This is a genomic window from Herminiimonas sp. (genome assembly GCF_030655415.1).
The window spans coordinates 270,491-290,315 of the sequence record NZ_JAURVN010000018.1 but is presented as its reverse complement, the minus strand read 5'-3'; the positions used below and the strand labels follow the sequence as shown (position 1 = coordinate 290,315).

The following is a 19,825-nucleotide window of genomic DNA, read 5'->3' as shown; positions in this document are numbered from 1 at the left end:
GTCGAATAATTCCAAGTAATGCCACGTCGATCACTCCAATCTCCCACTCACTTTGGTAAGTAGGATTGTGTTCTAAACGTGGGTCAGTTTTGGATGCAAATTATGCGGCTAAGTGGGTCAGTTTTCGATGCAAATCAACATACGGGACGTATCACGGCATGCGTCCACAATATCTTGCGTTCTATGCTGCGGAATTAGGATGGCGAGACGACAATAGGAAGAAGACGATGAAGACAAAATTCATGAGTATGTTAAGTCGAATCTTGGAAGCCGATATCTCATTTGCGTTTAGGGGATATGACCAGGGTCGCCGACTTCCGGCTGAATATCTTGGCTAGAATCAAGGCAAAGTGTCCATAAGCCGTGAGTACCAGTTTTTTGGGGATGATGACGAACTAATCGTCCCTTCCGACATAATCCGTTCATTCGCCTTGACACCATGAGCGAGAGGGAAATACTTGGTATAGGAGATGCACCAGTAGCCTTCCTATAAGCCAGTATGTGTTCGACTATCTCTTTGGAGCAAACGGGTTCCCCTCCACCCATCTTGACTCGCTCATAGATCAGAAGAGTTATCTCTCCACGCGGCAGATCCGTCAGATAGTTCTTTCCATTGATAGTTGGTATGTTCTGAGGATCGATTTGCAGCTTATGCAAACGCATGGTGGTATCGATTGATACGAGTGTTTCCTTTAGAAAGGAAAGTTCGTTTGACAGTTCCTGAAATTTTTCAAACGCGCGTCGATGCTTATCTAGATAGCGTTCTATTTTCTGAATAGAGCCGTCGATTCGACCGCGTCTATTTATAAGCCAGTTTAATGATGTAGGTAATTTGGGCATAGCTCAAAGTTACCATTTACCTACATCTTTAGAAATTGCAACAGCGACATCATGGCGAAATCGAAAATAAAAAAGGACGCCTAAGCGTCCTTTTTTCGACAAAGCTCAAACCTTAGCGCTTGGGTGCACCACCCAACAAGGCTGCCATTTTATGCTTGGGCGGCTTGGCTGTTTGTTCTGCTGGCTTGTTTTGAGTCGCATTTGACACCGAAGGCTCATACGGCTTTGTGAAGAAAGGATCGATCTTTTCTTTGCGCGGTGCTGCGGCGTAGGCACTGCGGCTACCGTTCGATGCTGCCCCGCCACTGCGTTCTACTTCACGCGGTTCACGTGGTGGACGTGCTGAAGATTCTTCACGACGCGGGCCACGTTCTTGCGGCTTACGATCACCACCACGATCATTGCTGCGTTCGCTACCACGCTCATTTGTACGCGCGGTTGATGGTTTGAAGCCAACCAGTTCAGCAGGTACAAACGTGTGCTTGATCATTTTTTCGATATCGACCAGCAAACGCGCATCCTTGTCCGAGAACAAGGAGATTGCATCGCCCGATGCACCGGCGCGACCGGTACGGCCGATACGATGCACGTAATCTTCGGCGTTATACGGCAAGTCGAAGTTGATCACGCAAGGCAGTTCGGCGATATCCAGACCGCGGGCTGCAACGTCGGTGGCGACCAGTACTTCAATCGTGCCGTTCTTGAATTGCTCCAAGGCTTGCATGCGCTCGGACTGTGTTTTGTCGCCGTGGATGGCAGAGGCTTTGACGCCTTCGTTTTCCAGTTGACGCGCCAGACGCGATGCACCGATTTTGGTATTCGAGAAAACGATGACCTGCTTCAAGCCGCGCTGACGAATGATGTACGACACGGCATCTCGCTTGGCTTCTTCGTCCACTTTATAAATGATTTGCGTCACGTTTTCAGCGGTTGCATTGCTGCGCGCCACTTCGATCGTGACCGGATCTTTCAGGAAGGTTGCTGCGAGTTTCTTGATCTCAGGCGAGAACGTAGCGGAGAACATCAGGTTCTGACGCTTCTTCGGCAGCAGGTTGATGATGCGTTGCAGGTCAGGCAAGAAACCCATGTCCAGCATGCGATCCGCTTCATCCATGACCAGCATCTGTACCTGGCCGAGGTTGATGTTTTTCTGTTCCACATGGTCCAGCAGGCGGCCTGGCGTGGCGATGACGATTTCAACGCCGCCCTTCAGGATCACGGTTTGCGGCTTCATGTCCATGCCGCCAAACACTACGGTCGAACGCAAAGGCGTGTGACGACAATAGGCTTTGACGTTGGCAGCGACCTGATCAGCCAGTTCACGCGTCGGTGTCAGGATCAGTGCACGCACAGGATGGCGTGCAGGTGAGGTGCTAGTACTGGCATGCGCCAGCAGCAACTGGATAATCGGCAGCGAGAAGCCGGCGGTTTTGCCGGTACCGGTTTGTGCCGCGCCCATCAAGTCTATGCCCTTGAGGACGATAGGAATTGCTTCCGCCTGAATCGGCGTCGGGTGCACATAACCCTGATCATTCAAGGCGCGCAGGATTTCCGGCGCGAGGCCCAAGTCTTCAAAGCGGATTGCAGGTGCCACATCGGCGGCAACCGTCACATGGACAGGCAAGACATCCGGCTGAATATCGGATTGAAGATTTGGCTGATCGTTTGGTTGATCATTTGGCTGAGTACTAGTCTGAATATCGGACATGATTTGTAGCAGGCCTTGCCTCAAGCGGAGGCGACATGATCGATGGCGATAGTAAGAACGAACCGCCCAACGGATCCGAAAAAGACCTGGCTCTTTCGATAAATTTGAATGTTTTCTTTGGTGATGAAACGAGGAGCATGCACAGACGCAGGACGCTATTGAAAATCGTGACCATCTAGCCCGCCATTGCCACCTCGACAGTGACAGGCTGCATTATACGCTGGAAGGGGAATTGTCGTGATTTATCAATGGCTTGAGCGTATTTAAGAGTGAAAAATGCTTGCCTGCCAACACTATAAGTAGAAAATCTATACCGCCAAAATAGTACTTGGTAGACAATTCATTATCAGGCGCTAAGCACGCCGGACAAACCAGATATGCCACTCTCTGCGAAAAGGATTTTCATGCCAACTTGTCTCTCTTTTTTTGCTGGCGAACGCTACGCATTTTGGGAAAAATTGCTCGTTTTCCAATATTTTCTGATCGTATCTATCCTTATCGCCGCGCCGGCCTCCGCTGCTTCACTGACACTATCGCAGGCATTGCAGCGCCCTGATCACGTGCTACTGATGCGCCATGCAAACGCGCCCGGGATAGGCGATCCGCCGGGTTATACCCTGGGTAACTGTCAAACCCAAAGAAATTTGGGCGAACGCGGCAAGCAGCAAGCCCAGCAAATTGGCGATTGGTTACGCGCTCAAGGTGTTCAATCAGCGCAAGTCGTTGCCAGCCCTTGGTGTCGCTGCATGGATACCGGTACAGGTTTGAACTTCGGTGCAGTCACTGCTGAACCTTCATTAGGGTCCTTTTTTAACGACTCTGCCAGTTCCACATCACAAACCCGACAACTCGAAAAATTCATTGCAAATACCTTGCCGCATAAACAAGGAAAAGCATTGATTCTGGTAACCCATCAAGTAAATATCTTGGAATACTCTGGCGAAGATGTGAGCTCGGGAGACATGATTCTTGTAAAAGTCGATCGGCAAGGCAAGGTTCTCAGCACAAGGCGTTACTCTGGATCTATAGCGCAATGACCTTGATGAACAATCCTGTGCAAATTCGATTGCCTGAATAGAGTTCGCTACCGCACCGAGTTTTCCTGTCAAAAATATAAGCTTGGCCATCATCGCTACCAGCACCGATCATGGCCAAGCACCTCTCGACCTTAAAAACAATCACAGTACTGACGCTATTCGGCGTCGCCAGCTTTGCATGCGCAGAAGTTGTTCGCTGCGAAGCCGAAACAGGTGATGTAACTTATACCGACACGGTATGTGGCGGCAATGTGCAGAATTCCGAATTTATTCTTGTTGAAAAACCGCTAGCCAAAAGCGTGACCTATCAGCAGCCGTCGAAAGCTGTACAAGCCCGCAGCAGTAACTGGTCCAACATTTATATAGCACCGCGCAAAGGAAAAGTGGATGCAGAATCGGTGCGTTCCGCGCGACTCAAAATGATTTCACTGGATGAAACACCGCGCCAGTGGGATCCGCGAAAATAAGAAAACTATTTAGTAGGCCTGCTCTTTTCTTATGCAGCCGAAGACATCTTCTGCCTGGCATTAGAAATCAACATCGGTTTGTGAGCGCGCATTTGCAAATTCAAAGGTGTGCTTGCATCTGATGTTTGAGCACTACTTCCCGCATCACCCCGTCCTGTATTAAACACCCCTATCGACTGCGTCAAATGCAGGGTCTGTTCTTCCAGACTTGCCGCTGCCATCGCTGCCTCTTCCACCAAAGCTGCGTTTTGCTGAGTCACTGCATCCATGTGCGTGATCGCCAGATTGACCTGTTCGATGCCTGTGCTTTGCTCACGACTGGCGATGGTGATGTCGTTCATGATGTCGGTCACACTTTTCACTGAATCGACGATACCGTTCATCGTCGCCATCGCATCGCTGACCAAACGATTGCCGACGCCAACTTTATCCACAGAGTCATCGATCAAGGTTTTAATTTCTTTCGCGGCACTTGCCGAGCGTTGCGCCAGACTGCGTACTTCTGCAGCGACTACTGCAAATCCTTTGCCTTGTTCGCCGGCGCGCGCGGCTTCGACTGCAGCATTCAAGGCAAGGATATTCGTTTGAAACGCGATGCCATTAATCAGGCTGATAATGTCGACTATGCGTTTGGCTGAAGTGCTGATTTCATCCATCGTGGCGCCGACTTTTTCAACAACCGCACCGCCTTTGCCAGCGATGTCGGATGCGGATTGCACCAGCTTGTTTGCCTGAAGCGCGTTGTCTGCGTTTTGCTTAACGGTGGAAGCGAACTGCTGCATGCTGGATGCGGTTTGTTCCAGGCTAGCGGCTTGCGCTTCAGTACGGCGCGACAAATCCATATTACCGGCGGCAATTTCATGGGTGGCGATAGAAATAGAATCAACGTTGCTGCGTATGTCGCTCATGACCGAACGCAGGTTCACGTTCATCTGTTGCAGTGCTTGCTGTAGTTGACCCATATCGTCATGTCTGTCGATCTTGAAGTCAGCCGTAAAATCGCTACCGGCAATGATACGCGTCTTGGCGATCAAACTATTCAATGGTCGCACGATGGAAAGGTACAAGCCCAACCACGCTAACGCAGCGATGCCTGTACCGATCAGCGTTGCGCTGAGATACCAGTAAGTCATAGTGGTTTCCGCTGCGTTTGTGGCAGCCGATCCCAGACCTAAAATAACTGCGATGACTGCACTCATGCTCAAGCCTATGCGTGCGTTCAAACTTATATTTTTGAGCGCTGCCAATTTGCCGAACAAGCCTGTCGCTACCACTGCACCACGTCTTACGGCCAGACCTTTCGCCTGCCCTGCTTTAAAACGTGCATAGACATTTGCCACGCCATCAACCTGCGCGCGACTCGGCTTGTTACGCACCGACATGTAGGCAACGATTTGATTATTTTCACGCACCGGCGTGACGTTCGCATTGACCCAATAGAACTCGCCATTCTTGCGACGATTTTTCACCAGCCCGGTCCATGGCAAACCTGACTTGAGCGTTTGCCACATATCGCCGAATGCCTGCTCCGGCATGTCGGGATGGCGAATCAGGTTATGCGGCTGGCCTATCAATTCTTCTTCGTCAAATCCGCTGGCCTCGATAAAGGCGGGATTTACATAGGTGATGCGACCCTTGATATCGGTTTTCGAAACGAGCGAAACGCCATCTCTCAGCAAGAATTCAGAATTGGATACGGGTAAATTAGTGCGCATATCAGGCTTCCAGCGAGAAGTAGTAGGAGTGGAGCTCGCGCTTGTGAACGCAGGCTTCAGTCACACTATATTTCCACATGGAAACTGATGTTTTGCGCTAGATCAAATTTGCTACTGATCGTGGAGGAAATCGCGTGTTTATTTGATCTTGTTATCTTGCAAATTTGTATGGTGATTAAGGCGTAAAGCCAAGAGCTTTCCTTTAACACATTGAACTTCGCTGGCCCTTATGTGAATGCGCGCACAGACCATATGCCGCATGCGATCTATACTTTTAAAAAATTGGCATTGCGTTTTTTGAGCGCTAAAAAAATTTGTGGGGACCACAATGGCCGATATGGTCGTAGCAAGAAAAGAAGGCTTGTATTGCGTCCCTGGCGCTTTTTATATCGACCCGTGGCGGCCGGTAGCGCGCGCAATCATTACGCACGCGCATTCGGATCACGCACGCGTTGGTCACGGACATTATCTTGCCGCAGCACCCGGCGTCGGCATTTTAAAATCTCGGCTCGGCGATATCAATATCGATCCTCTTGCCTATGGTGAAACCATCACCCACAACGGCGTAACGATTTCTTTGCATCCCGCCGGCCATGTCCTTGGCTCGGCACAAGTACGCATGGAATATCGCGGCGAAGTGTGGGTCGCGTCTGGCGATTACAAGGTCGAAGCCGACGGCACTTGCGCCGAATTCGAGCCAGTGCGTTGCGACACGTTTATCACAGAATCAACCTTTGGCTTGCCTATCTATCGCTGGCAACCGCAATCCGAAATTTTTGCCGACATCAATCAATGGTGGCGTCGCAATGCCGATAATGGTCGCTGCAGCGTGTTGTTTTGCTACTCATTCGGCAAGGCGCAACGCATCTTGCACGGCATCGATCCGAGCATCGGTCCTATTGTCTGTCACGGCGCAGTAGAACCCTTGAATCGCGTGTATCGCGATGCTGGCGTGCGCATCCCAGAGACATTGGCAGTGTCCGATATCAAAGATAAAGCCAGCTATCAACGCGCGCTCGTTATCGCACCACCATCGGCGGGCGGCTCAACGTGGATGCGGCGCTTTGGCGACTACAGCGATGCGTTTGCCAGCGGCTGGATGCAGTTACGCGGTGCGCGGCGACGACGCGCGGTTGATAGAGGCTTTGTGTTGTCTGATCATGCGGACTGGCCGGGATTGATGCAGGCAATCAAGGCGACCGAGGCACAACGCGTGATCGTCACGCACGGACAAATTCCGGTCATGGTGCGTTGGTTGAATCAGAACGGTTGGGATGCTGGCGCGTTTGAAACTGAATACGGCGACGAAGACGACGAATCCCCAACAGCTGTGGATGCGGATGCATCCAAGGAAAATCTGCAGGCGAATAATGCGTGACTTCGCACGCCTGTATGCGGAGCTCGATGAGACTACCGCAACCAATCGCAAACTCGATGCGCTGAAAAATTATTTCAGCCGCACCTCGCCGCAACATGCGGCGTGGGCAGTTTACTTTCTGGCCGGCGGCAAACCACGCCAGACCGTTCCAACAAAATTATTACGTCAGTACGCAATCGAATATGCAGCTATCGACGACTGGCTATTTGATGAGTCTTACAACGCGGTTGGCGACCTAGCAGAAACCATTTCGCTAGTTCTGCCTCCACCAACAAAGACCAGCGATGTCGGCCTCGCCGACTGGATGACCACGCGTATTGCACCCTTGCGCGGTGCGCAGCCAGAAGTAGTACGTACCGCTTTATATGAATGGTGGGATCAAACAAATTCTCGCGAACGTTTTTTATTGATGAAATTGATAGGCGGTGGGTTTCGCGTCGGCGTGTCGAAATTATTAGTGACACGCGCATTGGCTGAAGTTTCAGAAATCGACAGCAAGTTAATCTCGCAGCGCTTGATGGGTTGGACTGACAAACAAGTGCATCCGACCGCGGAGCGTTATACGCAATTGATTGCACCAATTTCAGAAGACGAACATCTGCTACGCGGCGGCCAACCCTATCCGTTTTTTCTCGCGCACCAACTCAATGTCGAGCCGCAAACCCTGGGCTCTACTGACGACTGGTTGGTCGAATGGAAATACGACGGCATACGCGCGCAACTGGTCAGGCGTACCGAGCAAAGCTGGTTGTGGTCACGCGGTGAAGATTTAATCACTGATCGTTTTCCCGAAATCTCTGCCATTCCATTACCAGAAGGCACAGTCATCGATGGTGAAATCCTGATCTGGAAAACCGACTTGCCCGCCTCATTCGCCGATTTGCAAAAACGTATAGGCCGCAAAACCATCAGCGCAAAAATGCTGGCCGAGTTGCCTGCGGTATTGGTCGCGTATGACCTGCTTGAATATGAAGGCGTTGATATACGCGCGACTCCGCAATCTTCGCGCCGCGCGATGTTGGAAAACATCGTCAGCCAAATAAATCATCCTGCCTTGAAGTTATCCCCGCTGGTCGAAGCCAGCGATTGGCAAGCCATGGCAAGCATCCGCAAAAGCTCACGCTCACGCGTGGTCGAAGGCATGATGCTGAAGCGTGCCGATGCGCATTACGGCGTCGGCCGCACCAAAGACGTTGGCGTGTGGTGGAAGTGGAAGATCGATCCCTACGCTATCGATGCGGTGCTGATTTACGCGCAGGCTGGCCATGGCCGCCGCGCGTCGCTGTATACCGATTACACATTTGCAGTGTGGGATGTCGATGCCGAAGGCAAGCGCGTATTAGTGCCATTTGCCAAAGCGTATTCTGGTTTGACGGATGCCGAAATAGCCAAGGTCGACGCGGCGATTCGCAAAACCACGGTTGAAAAATTCGGCCCTGTACGCAGCGTCAAACCAACCATGGTTTTCGAGATAGGCTTTGAAGGCATCGCAGCATCTTCGCGACACAAAGCGGGAATCGCAGTGCGCTTCCCGCGTATTTTGCGGATACGCGATGACAAATCGATAGACCAGGCCGATACGCTCGCAGCATTGAAAGACATGCTCGCGTGAAGCCGCAAAAAATTAGTTCGTCGGCAGATGTAAATGCTGCGCTTGACAAAGAGACAGGCACGAGCGAGCGACCAATTTCGCCCGCACAAACACCGCGCCAGGCGATAGATACCTGGTTCGCAAAGCGCGAATGGAAGATTTTTCCATTCCAGAAGGAAGTATGGCGCGCCGCTCTAAAAGGTGAATCCGGTTTGCTGCATGCAACGACAGGCTCAGGCAAAACATATGCGGTGTGGCTGGCTGCGTTACAGCGCGCCATGCAGCAAGATAAAAAATCCAAACGAAAAAAATCCGGCCTGCGCGTACTGTGGCTCACGCCTATGCGTGCCCTTGCCGCCGACACCACACGTGCGCTGGAAGAACCGCTCGCAGAGTTGATGCCATCCTGGAGTGTGGGCATACGCACTGGCGATACCACGTCCGGTGAACGCGCGCGACAAGCAAAGTCGCTGCCTCAAATGCTAGTCACCACGCCGGAAAGTCTGACTTTATTGCTCAGTAAAAGCGATGCGATAGATCAATTCAAATCACTCGATATGGTGATCGTCGATGAGTGGCATGAATTGATGGGCAGCAAGCGCGGTACGCAAACGCAACTTGCGCTTGCCCGCTTACGCAAATGGAATCCACAACTGGTGGTGTGGGGCTTGTCAGCGACGCTGGGCAATCTGCGGCAGGCACAGGATGCGCTACTTGGAATCGATCAGGGCACATTAGTCGAAGGCGCGATCAAGAAAAATATCCTGGTCGATACGCTGATACCGGATAAGCCATCGCGCTTTCCGTGGGGCGGTCATCTCGGCATACAGATGCTGCAACCAGTAATCGCCGAGATTGAAAAACACGCCACCACATTGGTATTCACCAACACCCGCTCGCAAGCAGAAATCTGGTATCAGAACATGCTTGCCGCGCGTCCCGATTGGGCCGGACTGATTGCGCTGCATCACGGTTCACTCGATAAAGCGGTACGAGAATGGGTAGAACAAGGTTTGAAAAATGGCCAGTTGAAAGCCGTGATTTGTACTTCCAGTCTCGATCTAGGCGTCGACTTTTTACCGGTCGAGCGCGTACTCCAAATAGGCAGTGCCAAAGGTGTTGCGCGTCTATTGCAACGTGCTGGCCGCAGCGGTCATGCGCCTGGTCGCGTATCGCGCGTGACGCTGGTACCGACCAACAGTCTGGAATTGCTGGAAGCCGCAGCCGCCAAACATGCGATTGCAAAACGCCAGGTCGAAGCGCGCGCAGTCCCTAACAAACCGCTAGACGTATTGGTCCAACATCTGGTGACGATCGCAATGGGCGGCGGCTTTAAATCCGACGAACTGTTAGCTGAAGTACGCAGCGCCTATGCCTATCGAGAACTGACAGCAGACGAATGGCAATGGGCGCTGGATTTCGTCGCACGCGGCGGCCAAAGCCTTACTGTGTATCCAGAATATCGCCGCGTACTGCCTGATGAAAACGGCATCTATCGCGTGCCCGATAGCGCGATCGCGCGACGTCATCGCATGAGCATAGGTACCATCGTGTCGGATGCCTCGGTACAAGTGAAATTCATTTCAGGCGGGCTCATAGGTTCGGTCGAAGAATCGTTTATCTCGCGCATGAAGCAAGGCGATCACTTTCTGTTCGGCGGCCGCATTCTGGAATTTATTCGGGTGCATGAAATGACCGCCTATGTGAAACGTGCGACAGGCAATCGCGGCGCAGTACCCCGCTGGCAAGGCGGCAAGATGCCTTTGTCGTCAGAACTCGCGCATGCCGTGCTGGATCGCCTGCACGAAGCTGCGCAACATCACTATGACGGACCCGAGATGCAGGCGATTGCACCCTTGCTTGACTTGCAACAACGCTGGTCGGGCTTACCTACTGCAGCTTGCCTGTTAGTGGAACTGACCACCAGCCGCGAGGGTCAACATCTATTCATGTATCCATTTGCTGGCCGCTCTGTGCATATCGGTTTGGCATCGCTGCTAGCGTATCGCTTCGGCAAGGTTCAGCCTGCAACTTTTTCTATCTCGATTAATGACTACGGATTTGAATTGCTGTCGTCAGTGGAGGTGAATTGGGCTGGATTGCTGTCAGCGCCAGAGGTTAGGGGCTTATTTTCCACTGAGCATTTATTGGAAGATGTATTGGCTAGTTTGAACGCGGCAGAATTAGCGCAAAGAAGATTTCGAGAAATTGCCCGTATCGCAGGATTGATTTTTCAAGGCTATCCCGGTCAGCCAAAAAGCAATCGGCAACTGCAAGCGTCATCAAGCTTGTTTTTTGAAGTATTTCGCAAACACGATGCCGACAATTTATTACTCACGCAAGCGCAGCGCGAAGTGCTGGAGCAAGAACTGGAGCTCACGCGATTGCGCGAAACTTTGCTGGAGTTGCAACAACGCACATTGAATTTGCATCAAACCAAACGCGTCACGCCGTTTGCCTTTCCATTGATGGTGGAACGCTTCCGCGAAAAATTGAGTACCGAAAAATTATCTGATCGCGTTGCGCGTATGGTCAAGGAACTGGAGAAGGCAGCATCGATAAAATAGAACTGAAAATTGCAGACGATTGCTTGCAGCTGTTACCGCAGCGGGCGGTATATTGGCCTGCGCACGCCGCATTGATCGTGGCAGATATCCACTTTGGAAAAGCCGCAGCATTCCGAGCGCAAGGCGTGCCTGTACCGCGCGGCACGACGACACAAAATTTGGCGGCGCTGGATGATTTGATCGTGGCCTATGATGTACAGCGCATTATTTTTCTCGGTGATTTTTTACATGCACGCGCTTCGCATGCGAGCGCAACGCTAAATGCATTGCGTAGATGGCGGGCTCGAAATATAACCATGCAACTAACGCTGGTGCGCGGCAATCACGATGCGCACGCAGGCGATCCACCAGCTGATCTCGACATCACTGTTGTGGACGAACCCTATGAACTGGATTCCTTTTCTTTCTGCCATCATCCGCACGCGCATGCGCGCGGCTATGTCGTCGCTGGCCATCTGCATCCGGTATATCGATTAACGACAGCAGGCGATTCGGTGCGACTGCCCTGCTTTGTCTTCGGCACTGCTAGCAGTGTCTTACCGTCCTTCGGTGCATTCACTGGCGGTTTCGCCATCACGCCGCAGCAAGGCGAACGCGTATTTGTTGCAACGGATGATTCGGTCTTTGAAGTACCAGGGAGCACGACAATTTTTAATTCAGGCTTGTGACCAGATGTGAGCACCCAAATTGATCCCTCCATAAAAAAGGCCTCCACTCATATTTGAGTCGAGGCCTTTTTCTTTACTGCATTAAGCTAAACACTTACTTCATCACACGACTGGAGGATCGGTTTCCCGTGCCAGTTCCTTATGCTTCGTAAGCGCATCGATAAACGCAGCGGTCGCCGCTTTTATATCCGCGTGATCAGGGCCAATGATAGACGTGTCAACTTCACCGGATGGCAGCATTAAAGGTACACCGGCTTTTTCCAGCAAGGATGTCGCCGCACCCATCACAAGTATTGGCTTGCAATGACGATATTGCTCCTTCAGGAATTCTATCGCCTGTCCATTTTTCAACAAGGCCGCAACTGAATCAGCACCATCTGGTACCACCACCGCGTCATATAGAACCGCTGGTCCGGCTTCGATAGAAATCTCAGCGTGCAAGGCTGCACCTTTTGCCGCAGCGATCTCACCTAGATTATTACTAACGAAGCGCGGCACCGCGCCAGCATCGACCAAACTTGTATATACCGCCTTCGCCATCACGCCATCAACTCCGGGTGCGATCAAGATCGCCACCCGGCGCGTTTTAATATCGGTGCCCGGATACGACATCATCGACAAGGCTGGCGATGGCTCATACGTATGTTCAGGCAAGGTAGAAATATTCGGCGCTGGCGGCGGCACTGGGAAGCCCATGCCTTCTGCAACACCGCTAGCCAGCACGTCATCCACATTAGCCAGCAAAGACACCACACGTTCGCGAATTGCTTGCGTCTGCACGCGCGTCAACTCAAAACGGAAGGCTTTAATGATATGTGTCTGCTCAACCGGCGATTGTGATTTCCAGAACAATTTTGCCTGTGAATAGTGATCGGCAAAACGTTCAGCTTTGCCTCGCACCTTGTCCGCCGTAACCGGCTCTGGATAACTGGTAAAACCTTTCATCGCACCGGCTTGGAATGGACATCCGCCGCCCAGCGAGTTTGGTTCGTAAGAGACGCGACCGCGTGCAATCGCTTGTCTATGCATGCCATCACGCTGATTGTTATGCACTTGTGCGACAGGTGCATTGATCGGGATTTCATGGAAATTTGCACCGCCCAAGCGGCTGATCTGCGTATCCAGATAAGAATGGATGCGTCCTTGCAATAAAGGATCGTTGCTGAAGTCGATGCCGGGAATAATGTGCGCAGTACAAAATGCTACCTGCTCAGTTTCTGCGAAAAAATTATCCGGGTTGCGGTTCAATACCAGCTTGCCGACCGGGATGACCGGCACCATTTCTTCAGGAACCAGTTTGGTGGAATCGAGGACATCGAACTCAAATTCCTCAGCCTGTTCTTCCGAGAAAACCTGCAGCCCCAATTCCCACTCGGGATAAGCGCCCGCTTCAATCGCTTCCCACAAATCACGTCTATGGAAATCAGAATCCGCACCGCAAATTTTGACAGCCTCATCCCAGGCCAGCGCATGCGTGCCAGCTACCGGGGTCCAATGGAATTTGCAGAATACCGATTCGCCTTCTGCATTAATCAGACGGAAGGTATGCACACCGAAACCCTGCATCATCCGGTAACTGCGAGGGATGGCGCGATCTGACATTTGCCACAACAGCATATGGGTGGATTCGGGCATCAAGGAGGCGAAATCCCAAAACGTGTCATGTGCGCTAGACGCTTGCGGCATCGCAAAATGTGGCTCTGGCTTAACCGCGTGCACCAGATCAGGAAACTTCATTGCATCCTGAATGAAGAACACAGGGATGTTATTGCCGACCAGATCCCAGTTGCCTTCATCGGTATAAAACTTCACCGCAAAGCCGCGCACATCACGTACGGTATCGGCCGAACCGCGTTCGCCAGCTACTGTAGAAAAGCGCACAAAAATCGGCGTCTGTTTGCCATCTTCCGCAAAAGGTGCGGCCTTGGTCATAGGCGTCAACGCTTTGTAGCATTCAAAATATCCGTGTGCAGCTGAACCACGTGCATGAACCACACGCTCAGGGATGCGCTCGTGATCGAAGTGCGTGATCTTTTCGCGCAGGATGAAATCTTCCATCGCAGTCGCGCCGCGCAAGCCGATCTTTAATGAATTTTGATTGTCTGCAATAGCCACACCTTGATTGGTGGTCAAGTGTTGCCCGCCTGAATCTACACGTACACGGTCCAGCGATTCAATCGTTGCATTCACACCTTGCGGCGGATTGCCCGAACCTACTTTGGCTGAAGCATTTGTTTCACTGACGGTACTCCCAGTTACTGCTGGCGAAGGTGGCTCCACCGTCGCACCTTGTGGCGGCGTATCCGCAGCATCGCCGTACTCGGCAGCCTTGTTAGGGTTATTCGGCATGGCGCTAGTGATCGCTGCAGTACCCACAACTTTCTGCAGCAAATCCGAAGGGATAGCCTTGCCGCTTACCAGTGAACCCGGCAGCTTGCCGGTTGACGGTCCAGATACGGTTGCGAGTACAGAGCCTGCACCTTCAGAAGAATTCTTTTGCGATGGCATGGTGTTCTTTCAAGAAAAATTTTTCGGAACGCACGCAAATAGGAGCGCGCAAGTTATCAAATTGATTTTCAAAGAATATTGAATGCATCTTGACTCGACTATCAGATAAGGCGCTGAAGTGATGTAAGTAAATGTGAGTTTTTCAAAAGTTCTTTCAAGAAATTTCACTTTAAAAATTTCCTCCGAAACACATTGCCGCAACAACTTTATTGCTTACAAATCATCTTTTGTTACGCATTCTTACAAACAGTAGAGGCAGTGTCTGATTATGTTTTTCTTGATTGTTAGGTACTGTGTTTTTAATCAAATAGATGTGCAGGCATACACAGCCTTCTTCAAAATCAGGGAGTATCAAATGACTCAGCCTCGTGTTCTTCTCGTTACATCGGAAGCTGTTCCACTCGTAAAAACAGGTGGCTTGGCAGACGTGATCGGAGCGCTCGCAGCGACGCTTTCTACGCATGGCGTTGACGTCAGCATATTGATGCCCGGTTATCCCGCAGCAATGAGCGGCGCGCTGGGGCTGAAGAAGTTGGATGAATTGCCGGATCTGCCTGGAGGTGGAGGTGAACTCTATCAAGGCAATATGCCGGACACCGGCGTCAAAGTTTTACTGATGCGTTCGGATCGTTTCGACAATCGCATTGCCAATCCTTACGTCGATAATACCGGCCATGAGTTTGATGACAATGCATTGGCTTTTGCCTCATTGGCACATACTGCCGTACAAATATGCGAAGGTAAGACTTCTATCCCGGTGCCGCATGTGGTGCACGCCAACGATTGGCATGCAGGCTTGATTCCTGCACTACTACACACCAAAGACATCACACATATTGGTTCTGTACTGACCATTCACAATCTTGCATTTCAAGGCAATTACGCTGCCGAGCTTGCGCCGATGTTAGGCATTCCTGCTGAGTTATTGAATAGCGATGGCATGGAATTTTGGGGCAAACTTAGCTTTCTCAAAGCCGGCGTGTCGTATGCCAATAGAGTGACAACGGTAAGTGAAACCTATGCCAAGGAAATTCTGACCGAGCGCTTCGGCTATGGTTTTCAAGACGCATTGAACAAACGCAAGCACGACTTGCATGCGATTCCTAACGGCGTCGATGTGAACACATGGAATCCTGCGACTGATCCTTTGATCAAGCGCAATTTCAGCAAAGACAATCTGAGCGGCAAAGCGGCTTGCAAGCGCGATTTGCAAAAAATATTCAACTTGCCTGTAGAGCAATTCGTCCCGTTGATGGGAATCGGCAGCCGCATTACCCATCAAAAAATGGCCGACGTCGTTCTCGCTGCATTACCCGACATCATGCTCAAGCATCCGCGTCTGCAAATTGCCTTGCTGGGTTGCGGTGAGCCACAATATGAACAGGCTTTCCTGGATATGGCGGCCCAGTATCCTGACCGTATCGGCGTGTTCATCGGTTACGACGAACGCCGTGCGCATGCCTTGCACGCTGGCGCTGATCTGCTGTTACATCCAACCCGCTTTGAACCGTTCGGCCTGACACCAATTTACTCGATGCTGTATGGCACCTTGCCTATCGCTTCTCGTGTGGGTGGCATGTGCGACACCATCACCGATGCGGGTGATGAACTGACGCCTGCAAGCGGTGCAACCGGCATTCTGTTCGATGGAGAAGAAGCAGCAGACCTGGGCCGTGCAGTGGATAGAGCCTTGAACCTGTATGCGCGTCCAAGTGCTTGGCAAGTAGTGCAACGCAATGCAATCCACGGCGACTTTTCATGGGATGGACCAGCGCGCGCATATATCGAAATGTATGCGGACATCGCGCCGCCAGCGGCTAAAGAATCTTTTCTACGCCTGTTGGCACCGAATGTCACATCAGTCGCTAACGAGCCTTCACCCCATTACAAAATGACTGCATGAAGACAGAGGCTGCACCACTAGCCTGCAATGTAATACCTGTTGAACAACGCTAGTTCGCGCCTTGTTTTCTGCAAGATCAACCTTTGATAGAAACGGTTTGAGTATGCAGAGTCTTAATACCGATGCGGATAACAATCCGCATCGCATCTATTGTGTGTCTTCCTCTTCAATCGCTGCTTTAACTGATAGCGCCCCGCTGCTGTCACGCGTTTCGGCTATGCAGTTCAGCACGATTTTATTGACTGACTGTGCCTCGCTAGCTGCACAGCCATCAGCGGAAGCCCATCTCGATCACGAAGAAACAATCACCAGCTTGTTAAGCAAGCTCGCCAAAGAATGTCATACGCACGGCTTGCGTCTGATGATCGATTTGGAGATTGATCGCTTTACAGAAAATAGTGATTTCGTTGCGCAACACACGGAACATTTTTTCATCGCGAATCGTGCGCAAACGCTACCGGACCCGCGCTTCCCGCCTCAAAAAGCCAAAAGTCATCGTGCGCAATTACGCCTCGACACTGCAGGCAGTGCACTTGCGCTCGATTATTGGAAAACCAGATTGGCTGCCTTGCTGGACGTCGGCGTCAGCGGCTTTCGTTGTCTCAGCATAGGCGATATTCCACCGTCGATATGGCAAGACTTGATTGTAGAGTTACGTAGCAAGCACGCCGGCGTGAGCTTCATGGCGTGGACGCCGGGTTGTACGCCGCAGCAGCTTGCGGCGATCCGGGATTGCGGCTTCGATGCGGTATTTTCTTCTGACGCGTGGTGGGATTATCGCGGCAGCTGGCTGACAGAAGAACATGCACGACTTGCGGCTTTGGCCAAGGTAATTGCGGCACCCGAAGATCCTGCTGGCGCGCGTTTGATAAGGGCCTTGCATATGGATGACCCGGTATCCGCACAACGCGCCTACCAGCGCGCACTACACACTGCCGCAACTATTGGCGACGGCTTGATGCTTGTGCAAGGTTTTGAATCTGGCGTGGATATCCAGTTATCCGAACTGCAGCAAGATCAAATACCGCAAGCATTATTTAATATCACCGCTGATATCAGGCAGGCCAATCGCGAGTTAGCTGAACGTGGCACACCGCCAGCCAGTCTCAAGCTCTTGTCCGTACCTGACGCAGATATTGTGTTGCTGTTACGTGCCAATGAAACTGGCGGCGTGATCACAGCGATCAATGCAGATCTGTCGCAATCGCAAAGTGTGTCTCGCATTGCGTTGCAGGAACGAGCAGCCGGCTGGGCTATCGATTTAAAAGAAGACGATGAGGCTGTGACGCTGCTTGCTGGCGAAGTACGCCACTTTAAAACACAGCCTACCAAAGCCGTCGTACTGCCAGCGACAGGCGGCAAAGCAGCCGTAGTACGCGCCGCACGTGTGCCACGCATTGCGATAGAAAACATTACACCTGGCATTGATGGCGGTCGCTTCCCGGCCAAGAAAATTGTTGCAAGTGTCATTGATATAGAAGCCGACATATTCAGCGATGGTCACGATCATCTGGCCGCGTCCGTATGGTGGCGAGCCGCTGACGAAAAAGAATGGCATGAAGTTGCCATGCACGAAGTCACCAATGATCGCTGGCGTGCGAGCATTTCCTTGAATCGCGTCGGTCGTCACTTGTTTTACGTAGAAGCATGGCGCGATAGTTTCGACACTTATCGCGACGAGTTGGACAAAAAAACACGTGCCGGGCTGGATGTGACGCTGGAAATACAAGAAGGCCGACAGCTGCTCGAAAAAGTGATCACCGGCCAGCCGGATGACAGTCTGCACACTACTGCGCTGAAAAAATTACTGAAGCTACTACCGGCAAAATCAAGAAAAAAAGTAGCGACGGATCATACGGAAACAATAGCCTTATTGTTGTCACCAGATACTGCAACGCTGATGCATGCCAGTGACCTGCGCGAGTTCTCCACACGCAGTGAGCTGGATTACAGGATTGATGTAGAGCGCAAGGCGGCAGAATTTTCCAACTGGTATGAATTGTTTCCGCGCTCGCAAAGCGGCGACGTCAATCGTCACGGTAATTTCGACGATGTAATTGCACGCATGCCTGCGGTGCGCGATATGGGTTTTGACACCCTGTACTTTCCGCCTATCCATCCGATAGGCCGCAAGAACATGAAGGGCAAAAACAACAGCCTGACGCCGGGACCGGATGATCCGGGCAGCCCGTATGCAATCGGTTCAGAAGCAGGCGGTCATGATGCGGTGCATCCTGAACTGGGTACGCTGGAAGATTTCCGCCGCATGCTGGCTGCAGCAAAAGATCATGGCTTGGAAATCGCGCTCGACTTTGCTATCCAGTGTTCGCCCGATCATCCGTGGTTGCAAGATCATCCCGAATGGTTCGCCTGGCGGCCCGACGGTTCTATCCGCTACGCAGAAAATCCACCGAAAAAATACGAAGACATTGTCAACGTCGACTTCTATGCAGAAACCGAAGACGGCAGCGCCATCCCCGATCTTTGGATCGCGCTACGCGATGTGGTTCTGATGTGGGTACGCGAGGGCGTGCGCGTGTTCCGCGTTGACAATCCGCATACCAAGCCCTTGCCGTTCTGGGAATGGATGATAGGCGACATCCGTGCGCGTGCACCGGATACGATTTTTCTGGCGGAAGCATTTACGCGACCCAAGCCCATGTATCGACTGGCGAAGGTTGGCTTCTCGCAGTCCTATACCTATTTCACCTGGCGCCATACCAAGCAGGAATTTACCGATTACCTGAACGAGTTGACTGCTGAAATTCCAGCAGGTGGGCCACGCGAATTTTTCCGTCCGCATTTCTTTGTCAACACGCCAGATATCAATCCTTACTTCCTGCAACGCTCAGGCCGCGCCGGTTTTGTAATCCGCGCCGCGCTGGCGGCAACGCTGTCCGGCTTGTGGGGTGTGTATAGCGGATTCGAACTGTGTGAAGCACAAGCGGTCACAAGTAAAGAGGAATATCTGGATTCGGAGAAATACGAAATCCGCGCGTGGGATTGGCAACGGCCCGGCAACATTGTGCGTGAAGTGACCTTGCTGAATCGAATTCGAAACGCCAACCCTGCATTGCAAACTCATTTGGGCGTGCGTTTTCATTATTCGTCCAATGAACAGATTTTGTATTTCTCAAAGTCAACCAAGGGCGAGGATGCCGATCATTTTGGCGACAACGCGATTTTGGTGGCAATCAATCTTGATCCATTTGCCGCACATGACGCCACCATCGACCTCCCGCTATGGCAGCTTGACTTACCCGATCATGCCAGCGTCGAGCTAGAGGATCTGGTGAGCGAAAACAGATTTACATGGCAAGGCAGACAGCAACAGATACATCTCGATCCGCAGCAGATGCCTTTTGCAATCTGGCGGCTGCGGTCAGGGACGCAATAATTTATTCGCGTTCATCCCTGACTCATTTATCAGCGGTGCTTAGCTG

The 19,825-nt window shown here is 51.7% G+C and carries 12 protein-coding genes; 8 read left to right on the top strand and 4 right to left on the bottom strand.

Annotation, left to right across the window (positions count from 1 at the left end):
• Positions 1–288: 288 nt before the first annotated feature.
• Together Q7T66_RS17445 and Q7T66_RS17440 are read right to left on the bottom strand one after the other, a co-directional pair.
• Positions 289–840, bottom strand: coding sequence for a hypothetical protein (locus tag Q7T66_RS17445; protein ID WP_304934370.1), 552 nt, complete (start codon positions 838–840; stop codon positions 289–291).
• Positions 841–952: 112 nt separating this feature from the next.
• Positions 953–2,548, bottom strand: a complete 1,596-nt coding sequence (locus tag Q7T66_RS17440; protein ID WP_304934369.1) for a DEAD/DEAH box helicase — start codon at positions 2,546–2,548, stop codon at positions 953–955.
• Positions 2,549–2,952: 404 nt separating this feature from the next.
• Here Q7T66_RS17440 and Q7T66_RS17435 point away from each other — a divergent pair, with 404 nt between their 5' ends.
• Together Q7T66_RS17435 and Q7T66_RS17430 are read left to right on the top strand one after the other, a co-directional pair.
• A complete protein-coding gene (locus Q7T66_RS17435; protein WP_304934368.1) occupies positions 2,953–3,585 on the top strand; it encodes a histidine phosphatase family protein in 633 nt (210 codons plus the stop codon).
• 110 nt (positions 3,586–3,695) lie between these two features.
• On the top strand, positions 3,696–4,052 hold the full coding sequence (locus Q7T66_RS17430) for a hypothetical protein (RefSeq protein ID WP_304934367.1): 357 nt from the start codon (positions 3,696–3,698) through the stop codon (positions 4,050–4,052).
• Positions 4,053–4,081: 29 nt separating this feature from the next.
• On the opposite strand, the gene Q7T66_RS17425 is transcribed toward Q7T66_RS17430, so the two are convergent.
• Complete coding sequence (locus Q7T66_RS17425; RefSeq protein ID WP_304934366.1) at positions 4,082–5,767, bottom strand: methyl-accepting chemotaxis protein; 1,686 nt, start codon at positions 5,765–5,767, stop codon at positions 4,082–4,084.
• Positions 5,768–6,095: 328 nt separating this feature from the next.
• Between Q7T66_RS17425 and Q7T66_RS17420 the strand changes: the two genes are divergently transcribed.
• The 4 genes from Q7T66_RS17420 to pdeM all read left to right on the top strand — a co-directional run bounded on the left by Q7T66_RS17420 (position 6,096) and on the right by pdeM (position 11,971).
• Positions 6,096–7,145: a ligase-associated DNA damage response exonuclease gene (locus Q7T66_RS17420; RefSeq protein WP_304934365.1), complete on the top strand. Its 1,050-nt coding sequence runs from the start codon at positions 6,096–6,098 to the stop codon at positions 7,143–7,145.
• Positions 7,138–8,757: an ATP-dependent DNA ligase gene (locus Q7T66_RS17415; protein WP_304934364.1), complete on the top strand. Its 1,620-nt coding sequence runs from the start codon at positions 7,138–7,140 to the stop codon at positions 8,755–8,757. The genes Q7T66_RS17420 and Q7T66_RS17415 overlap by 8 nt, the downstream gene beginning before the upstream one ends.
• Before the next feature lie 74 nt (positions 8,758–8,831).
• The gene (locus Q7T66_RS17410) at positions 8,832–11,303 is read left to right on the top strand and encodes a ligase-associated DNA damage response DEXH box helicase (RefSeq protein WP_304934379.1); all 2,472 of its coding nucleotides are present in this window, start codon (positions 8,832–8,834) and stop codon (positions 11,301–11,303) included.
• On the top strand, positions 11,291–11,971 hold the full coding sequence (gene pdeM / locus Q7T66_RS17405; protein WP_370691664.1) for a ligase-associated DNA damage response endonuclease PdeM: 681 nt from the start codon (positions 11,291–11,293) through the stop codon (positions 11,969–11,971). The genes Q7T66_RS17410 and pdeM overlap by 13 nt, the downstream gene beginning before the upstream one ends.
• A gap of 102 nt (positions 11,972–12,073) precedes the next feature.
• Here pdeM and Q7T66_RS17400 read toward each other — a convergent pair whose 3' ends face one another.
• On the bottom strand, positions 12,074–14,479 hold the full coding sequence (locus Q7T66_RS17400) for a catalase (RefSeq protein ID WP_304934363.1): 2,406 nt from the start codon (positions 14,477–14,479) through the stop codon (positions 12,074–12,076).
• 355 nt (positions 14,480–14,834) lie between these two features.
• Between Q7T66_RS17400 and glgA the strand changes: the two genes are divergently transcribed.
• Both glgA and Q7T66_RS17390 read left to right on the top strand, forming a co-directional pair.
• The gene (gene glgA / locus Q7T66_RS17395; RefSeq protein WP_304934362.1) at positions 14,835–16,382 is read left to right on the top strand and encodes a glycogen synthase GlgA; all 1,548 of its coding nucleotides are present in this window, start codon (positions 14,835–14,837) and stop codon (positions 16,380–16,382) included.
• 103 nt (positions 16,383–16,485) lie between these two features.
• Entirely contained in the window at positions 16,486–19,779 is a 3,294-nt protein-coding gene (locus tag Q7T66_RS17390) for an alpha-1,4-glucan--maltose-1-phosphate maltosyltransferase (protein ID WP_304934361.1), read from the top strand.
• The last annotated feature ends 46 nt before the right edge of the window (positions 19,780–19,825 follow it).

What these genes read in the sequence shown, in the direction of transcription:
- Q7T66_RS17445 (WP_304934370.1), bottom strand. Translation starts at nt 840, where the DNA reads ATGCCCAAATTACCTACATCATTAAACTGGCTTATAAATAGACGCGGT.
- Q7T66_RS17440 (WP_304934369.1), bottom strand. Translation starts at nt 2,548, where the DNA reads ATGTCCGATATTCAGACTAGTACTCAGCCAAATGATCAACCAAACGAT.
- Q7T66_RS17435 (WP_304934368.1), top strand. Translation starts at nt 2,953, where the DNA reads ATGCCAACTTGTCTCTCTTTTTTTGCTGGCGAACGCTACGCATTTTGG.
- Q7T66_RS17430 (WP_304934367.1), top strand. Translation starts at nt 3,696, where the DNA reads ATGGCCAAGCACCTCTCGACCTTAAAAACAATCACAGTACTGACGCTA.
- Q7T66_RS17425 (WP_304934366.1), bottom strand. Translation starts at nt 5,767, where the DNA reads ATGCGCACTAATTTACCCGTATCCAATTCTGAATTCTTGCTGAGAGAT.
- Q7T66_RS17420 (WP_304934365.1), top strand. Translation starts at nt 6,096, where the DNA reads ATGGCCGATATGGTCGTAGCAAGAAAAGAAGGCTTGTATTGCGTCCCT.
- Q7T66_RS17415 (WP_304934364.1), top strand. Translation starts at nt 7,138, where the DNA reads ATGCGTGACTTCGCACGCCTGTATGCGGAGCTCGATGAGACTACCGCA.
- Q7T66_RS17400 (WP_304934363.1), bottom strand. Translation starts at nt 14,479, where the DNA reads ATGCCATCGCAAAAGAATTCTTCTGAAGGTGCAGGCTCTGTACTCGCA.
- glgA (WP_304934362.1), top strand. Translation starts at nt 14,835, where the DNA reads ATGACTCAGCCTCGTGTTCTTCTCGTTACATCGGAAGCTGTTCCACTC.
- Q7T66_RS17390 (WP_304934361.1), top strand. Translation starts at nt 16,486, where the DNA reads ATGCAGAGTCTTAATACCGATGCGGATAACAATCCGCATCGCATCTAT.